We start from the raw sequence: 10,420 nt of genomic DNA, 5'->3' as shown, positions 1-10,420 counted from the left end.
AAGACTTAATCTAAAAGGAAAGAGTCCGGTACAGTACCGAACTCTTTCATATAATAATATTGTTTAATTTTGTCTAAACTTTTGGGTGCAGTCTAAATACAGTCAGGATTTTTTTATAAAACCTTTTTTATCCAGCAAGTCTCCTGACACACTCTTGTCACAACTCTACTCTATTTTTGTGAAGTAATTTAAAAACTTCAAAAAATGAATGCAGTATCCATCCGTATTATTACGTCCGAAATTGAAAAATTAATTCCTTTTTATGAGCAGGTAACAGGTATCAAGGCGATACAATATACTCCTGATTTTGCAGAACTTCAGACTCCTACAGCAACCATTGCCATTGGAAGCACTAAAACGTTACAGTTTTTTGGCGGCGAAAGTATTGCCCAACCGGCAGAAAACCGTTCTGTTATCATAGAATTTCTGGTAAGCGAGGTTGAAAAGAAATTTGAGCAGTTAAGAACTTTCCTTACTCCTTATCTTGTACAGGAACCCACAATAATGCCTTGGGGTAATCAGTCTTTACTATTCAGGGATCCGGATGGCAATCTGGTTAATTTCTTTACTCCTGTCACAGAGGAAGCCATAGAAAAGTTTTCTTCCAAAAAAGGATAAAGCTTCATTGATCTCCCACAGATCACACCGATTTTACATATTTTTTTTAAATATATTGTTGGTTTAACGCTAAGGACGCTAATATTTTTTAGATCCATGCTGTTTTTAGGGCGCAAGGGCGTTAACACTCAGCAAAGGAAAGTGTTTTCTTATTCTGTGGTAGAAATAACTGAAAACCTTTGGTTTTCTTGCGCCTTAAAAGCGTTATAATGGTTCAAATTCCTTTGCCTATTGCGTTTTCCAACAAAAAATCTGCTCAATTTGCTGGATCTGCGAGGTATAAAAACATAAAAGAAACCGTCCCAAGATGAGACGGCTTCTTTGTTATTCTTTAATTTTAATGATACCTGACTGATCAATTACAGGAATTCGTGAGACTGATCTTTTCGATGTTGCTTGTTTTAATGAGCTCAATATCAAAATCGTTATAGCAAAATGCATTGATATAGCGGTTTCCCTCAATAGTAAGGCGAGTAAGCGGTTTTCCGTTGGTCTTAATGTTCAGTTTTTTAATTCTGTTGTAGGCACAGTTGATATCGGTCAGCTTTTTGAAGTTTTCAAAATTCAATGTGGAAATTTCATTGTAGGAACAGTTAAAGTATTCCAGTTCTTTGAGGTTACTCACCTCAAGATTCCTTAAGAGATTATTTTCACAGCGCAAAGATTTCAGGTCTTTAAGATGGTTTACTGAAAGTTCTGTAAGACTGTTGCTTTCACAAACCAGCTCCGTAAGAGAAGTCAGTTGGGAAAGGTCCAGTTTTCCCAATTGGTTGGTTCCGCATCTGAGTCTTTTCAGGCTGGGCAGTTCTGCAAGTTCCAGTTTGGTAAGGGCAGACCAGGTGCAGTCGATGGTTTCCAGTTTCGGAAGATTTTTAAAGGATAATTCTTTCAGTGATTTATTGAAAGAACAGTCTATATGCTTAAGCTTCTTAAGGGTTTCTACCCCATTCAGGTCTTTTAAGGTTTCTGCCTTGATCAATAAGATCTTAAGGTTTTTGAAAAGTTCAATTCCCTTCAAAGTTACCATAGGAGTCTTTTCAATGTTCAGCTGCATTACTTTTTCGGCTTCTGAAGCTGAAATAATCCCGTCTTTGTTGGCATCCAGCCTTAAAGACTGATAGGTAGAATCTACAGCAATACTGTTCTGTTCATTGGCAGAAAGAAGGTATTTCAGAAAATCTTTATCTGCTATTGCATTTCCTTTAGCCTTTTGTGAATACAGGCTGCCGCCGGAAAGAAGCAGTAGAATAATAATTAAATATCTCATGATCTGTTTATTATTTGATAAGAATTCTCCATCCGTCTCCCTTTCCAAGAAGCATCAGCCCGTCATTTTTTAGTGTTGAAATTTTGATCAGTCTGTTTTCGCTGTAAGGAGTACCATATTTCAGAAATCTTTCGTCCAGAAGCTTTCCCTGAAGATCAAAGACGAGATAAACAGATTCATTGGAAAAGCTACCGCCAAAATTATACATTTCTCCTGTTATATACAGCTTATCTGCAACAATCGCTGCATCGTGCATATGCTCCGTAAATTTCCCCTGATTACTGCTCGGGTTATAATTAAACTCACGGACTTTATCAAAGTTCATATTATAAACTCGGACTGAAGTATTTCTTCTGGTCTGTTTATTCGGAAATTGTTCCTTCGTATCGGTCATTCCGACAACATAAATCTGATTTTTATGAATCAGTATTTTTTTACCTTGAAATTCTTCACCGGTGATCTTTTTATGGCGGGTTACTTTTTTGGAAACCAGATCATATTCAAGAAGATAGCTTTTGTATGCATAAGAGCCTCTTTCATCAACAGCGCCCATCAGAACATAAAGCTTATTCTGATCCAGTGCAGCAGAATAGTATCCTGTATTATAAAAATCAAACGGAGGTTCTATAAAACTGATCACATTGTTTTCAATTTTCTGCAGATCATTGGAGATAAAGGTAACATTGAGTTCTCTGTCACGGGAAAATGCAGAATTGGTTACACAATAAAATCCGTCTTTTACATTAAAAACCAAAGGATCAAACGATACATCTGCAGGTACAGTTTCTACCACTTTTTCCTGTAAGACATTGAGATTATCATCTATTTCCCTTAGCCAGAGACGGGATCGTTTATCCATTTTTTTGGATCCTATCTGAACTAGCTTATTGTTCGTGATGCTAAAAACAGTTTTATTAAAAGACTCATCATCATAGTTTTTATTATCGCCCAGGAATGTTTTTTTGAGCACTTTCCCATCTTTAGACACTTTAATGATGGCAGAATTGAACTGTTTATCACCCTCATTCACAAAATTCTGCCCTGCGATGATGTATCCGTCCTTTACTTCTACCCCGCTTTTGGCAAAATTATTATCAACCGGGAAAAAGTTCAGGTTAAGCGTAAAATCTTTATCATTATTCTGATGAGCGGTCTGGCCGAATCCCCATACTGCTGCCGAAAGAGAAGCTATCAGTTGGGTTTTAAAAAGAATAGTTTTTATTTTCATGGATAGTAGAATCTTTTTAAGTCTTTTTTTAAGAACGCGCAAAATTCTAAAAAATATTTAATCCAGCCAAGTTAATATGATATTGATTTGATATAAAGGGCCGCACAAATCACACCATATGATTAAAAATCAACATCATACAAAACCTTTCATTTATTAAAACAGCTTACTTTCATTTTCCTGTATTATATAAATTATAAAATTCAGCGAATTTTCCCGATAGTGTGAACATAAATATTATTAAATTAAAGTTTTAAGTGTTATATTTGTTAACTGTTTTTGTCCTTATCATTGAAATGATATTATGTTAAGGATTTAACCAGCAGCTGAGAATGAATGAGTAATCCTTCCTTTTCTATTTCCAATAACTGAATGAGTTATCATCCTTATTACTGGAACCTAATGATAAAAGCATACAAAATAAATGCTGTTTGATATAATTAAATCTATTTTATAAAAAATTTAAATTCATGAACTATAAACTTGAGCTCAATACTCAGGAGCCCAACTCTAAAATTGTTTTTCACAACATCCTATTTGATTCGTTCAAGGTAAATATAGTTGAAAGATATATCGGATCAATGAAGTCCCGTCTGACATTATGTGAAGCATTGTTTAAAGTAAGAACTTTAGACGATCAGCTCGTTACCCGAAGAGACGGTAATATGAGGGTAAAAATTAAAGGAAATGAATTTGAAGTTTACGAGAGGCTGGCAAAAAGGCTGTCTTCCTACGAGTATAAAAACAAGCTGATCAACAGAAAAGATGCTGAACAGGACTATGTTCATTTTATTCTGGGTCTGGTGATTGCCAATTATGAACTTAATTAAGCCCGCGCTTAATTTATTTAAACTAAAGAGTTATATCAAATATACAGCTCCCCACCGGATAGTGGGGAGCTTATTTTCTTAAAGAGCATACAGCTTTTGAAGCAAGGGTTTTCTTTTTGTTTCATAAGGTACAACAGACTTCATAAAATCACACTATAAACAAGCCTGCAATAGTCTGCGCATCGCTGCTGCTCAAAATTTCATCATAAGCGGCAGAACCCGCTGCTGCTCCAAATAAAGTTCCTGTGTTATAACCTGCCTGATTAATGAGGTCTTCGCCGGCATAAACAGGATTGGTTGCTGAAGGCATATTTCCGCCATCGGCAAGCTCTATCCAACCTTTATTAGCCCTCATTCTTCTCACCTGAGAGGCATGCCTTGCTTCAACGGAATGAATCTGTAATGCCGCCTGAAGTACAACTTTGTTTGACATAACATTTCCGGCCTGCCCTTTATAAGCCCTCACTCCTGTATCTTCAAAAGCCTGGGCCAAAATGAGAAATTGATTATAATCTGTAAATGGAGAAAAGCTTCCATTAGCCGTAAAATCAAAAGTAGGCTTATTACCCGGAGGGACTCCAAGGGAAGTGAGTGTAGTTTTCAAAAAACCAACATGCGCTGCTTCATGTTTTGAAATCTGCATAAAAACAGTCCGGTCTGAATTGGGTATCAATCCAGGCGTTGATAATCCTATAGCATAGTATTCATTTTCAAGATATTCCAAAACAAGTGCTAACTGTAAAGCATCTGTCAAGGTATTTTTCAGAGCGGTACCTGTGATTTCTTTGTTTGTCGGTGCAGCCATTAAAGCTCCCGATCCAAGAGAAACTGCCGCTACAGCTGCTTTTTTCCCGAATAGTGATGTATTCGTCATTGTTTCTAATCTGGAGGCTTCCTTAGTGAAAAACTGATCATAGGAAAGCTTATCTAATAGTCTGAGAATGTTCATAATGTAAATTTTTAAAGATGAATGATTAATTAATACCTCTTTCTTTCCACGTAAACCGGGTTTTAATAAAACCTCCTGCTGCCATTACAATATCTTTCGGCTCTTTGGCAAGATCAAGACCATTGGCATCTACTACATCGTCACCTGAGAAATCTGCAGATCCGGGATTGATCAGGTTTCTGATGGCAGATGCATGTCTCGCTTCTACTGAAACTATTTTTCCGGCAATAACAAGATAAGCTGGATTGGTTATGTATTTTCCGGCACCGTTGTACGCTGCTACTCCGGTGTCTTCCAATGCTTTTGCAGTGGCCAGTACAGAGTTTCTGTCATTAAAATTTACATTGGGATATTGGAATTCAAGCTTTGGAAGAACGTTTGAGGCTGCACTGCTAATAGCTGCTTTGAAAAAGTCCCGGTGAATCACTTCATGATGATAAAGATCCGTAAAAACCTCTTTCTCTATACTGGAAATTCCGGAATAAAAATTATTGACTACTTTCGTATAAAAATCGGCTTCCAGCTGTTCAAGAGCATAGGCATAATTTAAAATTCCAACATCTCCTGATCCAAGATCAAAAATCTGGTTATTATCCATTGGATAAAAATCATTATCATCATCACAGCCTATTATGGTAAGCCCGGCAATGGCCAGTCCTATTCCACTCAATTTTAAAAAGTTTCTTCGGCTTGTATCAAGGGTAGCTCCCTGATTAGAAACATGAATCATTTTTTTCATACTATTAATTTTTTAGGTGTTTGATTAAGTAAAAGAAAAACAGCACATTGAAAACATGCTGCTTAATCTTAAATTTCTACGGCATCAGAACCGTATCTATCACATGAATAACCCCGTTAGACTGGTTTACATCAGCAATGGTAACTTTGGCACTGTTTCCTTTAGCATCTTTTATATAAAGATCCTTTCCTTTCGTCCAAAATGTAAGGTCTTCTCCCTGTACTGTTTTCATCATGCTTTTCCCATTTCCTGCTTTTACGGTGCTCCATATTTCTTTAGCACTGTATTTTCCGGGTAAAACGTGGTACGTTAGTATGCTTGCAAGCATCGCTTTATTTTCAGGTTTTACAAGATTCTCTACTGTCCCTTTCGGAAGTTTTGCAAAAGCGGCATCAGTAGGAGCCAGTACAGTAAAAGGACCTTTTCCTTCTAATGTATTTACCAATCCCGCCGCTTTTACGGCAGCTACCAAAGTTTTATGATCTTTAGAATTTACGGCGTTTTCAATAATATTCTTAGAGGGATACATGGGAGCCCCTCCTACCATTACTGTTTTTTCTTTCATCGTTTGTGCAGTTACCTTCCCACTGAACGCAAATGATAAAACTACCATTGCTAAAACTGTCATTTTTGATCGTGTGTTCATTGTATGAATTTTTTAATTAATTATGGGTAATTTGTGTTCTTAATTTCACTTACGAGTTGAGATCTGTTTTAGATTTAAAAAAACGGCAATTAATTTCAATCAATTGAAAATCAATCAATTAATTTTACAATAAATAAAATCAAAAAGCCAATAGGGTTCATTCAAAATCTTTGTCTGTTTAATTCCGGGGCATCATTTAAAATATATCCAAGAAATCATTTACGAAATAAAAGATCCTATGGATTTCATTTAGGATATGTTTTATTTCACTACATTTGGATAGAAAAATAAAAGCTATTAAAACAATCTGCTCAGAAGAGGAACTTATCGTTTTACTAAAAGAAAAAAACGAAAATGGTTTTCATTATCTCTATGACCACTATTCTGGTGCGCTGTATGGGGTTATTCTTCGTATTGTTCAGTCTAAGGAATATACGGAAGAAATCATTCAGGATGTTTTTGTTAAAATCTGGAACTCTATTCATCAATATGATGCTTCAAAAGGAAGGTTTTACACCTGGATGATCAATATTGCCCGGAATACGGCGATAGATTATTTAAAATCCAAAGGCTTCCAAAATGAGCTTAAAAACCAACCGCTTCCCGATTTCGTATATAATTCTGCAGAACTTTCAACGACCAACAATACCTCTGATTATATTGGATTTAATAATGTATTGGAAGGGCTTGAGTCTGATAAGCAAGAAATTATAGATCTGGCCTATTATCAGGGATATACCCAAAACGAAATATCCGAGAAACTGAAAATACCCCTGGGAACCGTAAAAACGAAAATGCGGAATGCACTTATGAAATTAAAGGACTTGTTAAAAGATTATCAATAAATTGAACACTAAAGAATACATATCATCCGGAATTATAGAATCTTATATTCTAGGACATGCTTCTCCCGAGGAAGCAGGGATTCTGGAATGTGTGATGAAGAATAATGCTGAAGTGAAAACAGCTTTTGAAGAGGCACAAAAAACGTTGGAAAATCTTGCTACTGCCCAGGCCGTACTGCCTCCAGATGATTTGAAATCTAAAATCTGGAACAAAATCCAGCAGGAACAAACTCTTCAGGAGAAATCTGAAACGTCTATTCCAGTGCCGGCTCCTGATATTAAACCATGGGAAGAAGAGCAAAATAGTAAAAGAAATAATAACTGGAAAGCTATAGGTATTGCTGCTTCGGTTTTATTTTTAGCAAGTATCGCGGGAAATCTTTTTTGGGTAAGCAAACAATCTGAAACACAGAAAGAAATTGCAAAAATGAAAACTGAGAAGCAATCTCTGGATTTCACTATGCAGAAAATGAATCAGAAAATAACTATGTTTTCTAATCCTGATATGCAGACCGTCATGCTAAAAGGTGTAGAGAAACATCAGGATGCGAAAGCTATGGTATTCTGGGATAAAAAAACAAAAGAGGTTTATCTTAATGCTGAAAGTCTTCCAAAAGCTCCTGAAGGTATGCAGTACCAGCTTTGGGCTATTGAAGGCGGAAAGCCTGTAAGTGCAGGAATGTATTCTGAAGATAAAGATACTAAAGTGGTATTAGCTACTATTTCAAAAGCACAGGCCTTTGCCATCACTCTTGAAAAAGAAGGGGGAAGCCTTGTTCCTACTATGGAAAACATGTATGTTATGGGAGGAATATAAAAATGAGAACCTCAGCGATAATTGACAAAATTATGCTGGAAACATTGCATATCTTCTGTTGAATCAAAATTGATAAGGGTACCCAATTTCATTCAGGTCGGTCTTAAGCTGTTCCCAATCTTCAACCTGATCAACAATGCTCAGTACCATTTGTTTTGTTAGAGTTTCTCCTTTATAGATTTTGGCTACCGTTTCCAGTGGAATTCCGCTTTTTTTATAACTTTCTTCAAAGTATTCTGTTGCCCAATCTATATAGGTTTGCGGGTTTCCATCGAAAATTTTCAGCATTTCCCCGGAATGATCTTCAGCATTTTCAATCTTTCCGGTTCTCCAGTTTTTCTGTTCTGTAGTCCACAAACAAAATGTTGTTCCAATTGTTTTAACGGGTTCGCCAAAGATAAATTCATTAAAAATAGGTGGCAGGTCCTTTGTAAGTTGTTGCTTATTGGATTGTTTATATTCATGAGCGAAACCATTAATTACACAGCCATCTTTTCTGAATAAAATGAGCATCTGATCTCCGGAACCATCCCGCATTTCGCAGAACTCTTCATCTGCTGACCATTGTCTGTTATAAGAATAATAACGGTATTCCCATTCCGGGGAAAGAATGGCATCCAAAACAGAAATAGCTTTACAGACTGCCTGTAACTTTGTTTTATCTGGTAATAAGCTTAAATTCTTTGTTGAAATCATAGGAGTGGTTGTTTTATTCTTTTTGAATTCGGATTTATTTTCTTTGGGATTATCTTTGTTCTGGCCAGATAAACTGAGTATACTTAAGGAAAATAAAATTGTGGCTAATCGTTTTTCCATATTTAAAAATACATTTTAAAGCAATATCAGCCAAAGGAAAATAACATGATAGGAATTAATACTTTGGGAATTTCCGGATTTTTCTTACAATAAAAAAGGTACCTAATAGTATAATAGAAAGGCTGTATCCATGATAAAGCCCATTCCAAAGAATAAGAATGGGCCTGAATAATTAATTGTTGTTAAAAAGGAAACAAAGGGGCAAGAATCATTCCCTGGGCTTCCGGTGCGGTCTGAATATATTCCGGCTGGTAAGTCAGCGGAACCAGATTCATTTCTCCACTATCTTTCCATCCCTGAATAATCTCTCCTTTTGCGGCATTGACGATGTCGTTATCTTTACTTCTGAGTTTTGTTCTTTTCAGCCACTTAGCATCAAAAGGTTTGATAGAAATCATTAAAACTTCTTCCAGGTTAAGCTGCACTTTTTGCGGAACCAATTTAGACTCCATTCCCAGCATTATTCCCAGACTGCCATCTTTTAAGAATTTTCCGGGCGTTAAAAAGCTTCTGAGGTTATGGTTTTCATTATTCTCACGGTTTACCCACAATTCAATGTTATCTTCCGTAAACTCAACGGTAAAATATTGGTGGGCAAGCATCAGGTTCTTGATATCCCCATGACCTAAGGCTACCTGAGAAGTACTGTTGATCAAGGCCATAGCAAAATGCTTATGCATCACTTCAAAAGGAATGTCTCCGTAGAATTCCATATAAAATTCAGCTCCGATACCGTTATATTGCAGATTTGCATCATCACGTGACGAAGTATAAATATCCGATAAACCGTCTGTTATCAATATAGTTGTTTCCGGAGTGTGAATGACACGCATTTTACAGGAATTATGTACCGTGCTGTCTTCAGGCCATGAATAATCCCTGAAACCACCAACACGCAGATAAATAATACGGTCGTCCAAAGTTCCCAGTGAACGGAAAAAATCTTGACGCAACTGTACACCTTGCTTAAAGGCATCCTGCCGTTTTTTGTATTCCGGTTCTACTTCAATATGATCAATGGCAAGCAGGCTTAATCCATGTTCTTCGAATGCAGGAACCGACTGTGCTTCTATTTTTCCGTTTTCATACTTGAAATAAAAGGCTTCCATTCCTCCAACAAGGTGATAAATGGATTCTAAATCTTTACTGTTCCTCATAAAATCAAAAGAACGCATCGTTGAATCATCATAATACACAGTGGAGTCGATAAACATTCCCAATTCATCTGCTTCCTGGCAAAAACGGGCCAGCATTTCACTTTTGATGGTTTTTTCATCCCGGTAAGATTCGTTTTCAATGCTGTATTTAATATCTTCCAGATACATGGTAACAGTATACTCTTCTGCCACAATAGATTCTCCTTTTTTGAACGTGAATCTCACTTTGGAATGAGCAGGAAAGAAATCAATCAGTGAATGCAGTCTTGTTTCTTCTATTTTATCCAAATGTTCTTCGATTTCATTGGAACTGTTACTATTGTATACAATACCATTTTCGCGAAATTTCACCGTTCCTCCCGTACTTCCATACTTTGTTTTTGTAATTTCTGTAAAATACTCCCTTCCCCCCACCAACAAAGGCTGCAGTTTTTCAGAAATTTCTGCCAACGTATTCTGTGCTTCTTCTGAGTTTAAATGATTGTTTTTCATAATTTTATTATTAGTT

Annotated in this window: 11 protein-coding genes; 4 read left to right on the top strand and 7 right to left on the bottom strand. The window is 36.4% G+C overall.

What is annotated here, in order from left to right; genetic code table 11:
- The first annotated feature begins 204 nt into the window (after positions 1 to 204).
- Positions 205 to 618 (top strand): VOC family protein, encoded by a 414-nt coding sequence (locus tag J2Y40_RS05060; protein WP_309997512.1) that lies wholly within the window; start codon positions 205 to 207, stop codon positions 616 to 618.
- Between the two features lie 355 nt (positions 619 to 973).
- On the opposite strand, the gene J2Y40_RS05055 is transcribed toward J2Y40_RS05060, so the two are convergent.
- Together J2Y40_RS05055 and J2Y40_RS05050 are read right to left on the bottom strand one after the other, a co-directional pair.
- Positions 974 to 1,885 (bottom strand): hypothetical protein, encoded by a 912-nt coding sequence (locus J2Y40_RS05055; RefSeq protein WP_309997510.1) that lies wholly within the window; start codon positions 1,883 to 1,885, stop codon positions 974 to 976.
- Positions 1,886 to 1,895: 10 nt separating this feature from the next.
- Positions 1,896 to 3,113 (bottom strand): hypothetical protein, encoded by a 1,218-nt coding sequence (locus J2Y40_RS05050; RefSeq protein WP_309997508.1) that lies wholly within the window; start codon positions 3,111 to 3,113, stop codon positions 1,896 to 1,898.
- A 470-nt stretch (positions 3,114 to 3,583) separates the two neighbouring features.
- Between J2Y40_RS05050 and J2Y40_RS05045 the strand changes: the two genes are divergently transcribed.
- Positions 3,584 to 3,943: a prevent-host-death protein gene (locus J2Y40_RS05045; RefSeq protein ID WP_153393198.1), complete on the top strand. Its 360-nt coding sequence runs from the start codon at positions 3,584 to 3,586 to the stop codon at positions 3,941 to 3,943.
- Between the two features lie 148 nt (positions 3,944 to 4,091).
- Here the strand turns inward: J2Y40_RS05045 and J2Y40_RS05040 are convergent, their stop codons facing one another.
- The 3 genes from J2Y40_RS05040 to J2Y40_RS05030 form a co-directional block, all read right to left on the bottom strand.
- Positions 4,092 to 4,892 (bottom strand): ferritin-like domain-containing protein, encoded by an 801-nt coding sequence (locus J2Y40_RS05040; RefSeq protein WP_309997505.1) that lies wholly within the window; start codon positions 4,890 to 4,892, stop codon positions 4,092 to 4,094.
- A gap of 25 nt (positions 4,893 to 4,917) precedes the next feature.
- Positions 4,918 to 5,631, bottom strand: a complete 714-nt coding sequence (locus J2Y40_RS05035) for a ferritin-like domain-containing protein (RefSeq protein ID WP_309997503.1) — start codon at positions 5,629 to 5,631, stop codon at positions 4,918 to 4,920.
- 76 nt (positions 5,632 to 5,707) lie between these two features.
- Entirely contained in the window at positions 5,708 to 6,277 is a 570-nt protein-coding gene (locus tag J2Y40_RS05030) for a fasciclin domain-containing protein (protein WP_309997501.1), read from the bottom strand.
- Between the two features lie 275 nt (positions 6,278 to 6,552).
- Between J2Y40_RS05030 and J2Y40_RS05025 the strand changes: the two genes are divergently transcribed.
- Together J2Y40_RS05025 and J2Y40_RS05020 are read left to right on the top strand one after the other, a co-directional pair.
- On the top strand, positions 6,553 to 7,122 hold the full coding sequence (locus J2Y40_RS05025) for an RNA polymerase sigma factor (RefSeq protein ID WP_231128633.1): 570 nt from the start codon (positions 6,553 to 6,555) through the stop codon (positions 7,120 to 7,122).
- A 1-nt stretch (position 7,123) separates the two neighbouring features.
- Positions 7,124 to 7,939 (top strand): anti-sigma factor domain-containing protein, encoded by an 816-nt coding sequence (locus tag J2Y40_RS05020; RefSeq protein WP_153393208.1) that lies wholly within the window; start codon positions 7,124 to 7,126, stop codon positions 7,937 to 7,939.
- Positions 7,940 to 8,002: 63 nt separating this feature from the next.
- On the opposite strand, the gene J2Y40_RS05015 is transcribed toward J2Y40_RS05020, so the two are convergent.
- Together J2Y40_RS05015 and J2Y40_RS05010 are read right to left on the bottom strand one after the other, a co-directional pair.
- Positions 8,003 to 8,755, bottom strand: a complete 753-nt coding sequence (locus tag J2Y40_RS05015) for a hypothetical protein (RefSeq protein WP_231128634.1) — start codon at positions 8,753 to 8,755, stop codon at positions 8,003 to 8,005.
- A gap of 182 nt (positions 8,756 to 8,937) precedes the next feature.
- The gene (locus J2Y40_RS05010) at positions 8,938 to 10,404 is read right to left on the bottom strand and encodes a hypothetical protein (RefSeq protein WP_309997500.1); all 1,467 of its coding nucleotides are present in this window, start codon (positions 10,402 to 10,404) and stop codon (positions 8,938 to 8,940) included.
- Positions 10,405 to 10,420: the final 16 nt, after the last annotated feature.

The sequence above is a fragment of the Chryseobacterium sp. 2987 genome (assembly GCF_031456375.1).
GTDB classification, from domain to species: Bacteria; Bacteroidota; Bacteroidia; order Flavobacteriales; family Weeksellaceae; genus Chryseobacterium; species Chryseobacterium vaccae.
Note: the sequence above shows the minus strand (reverse complement) of the source record. Positions and strands in the feature narration are given on the sequence as shown.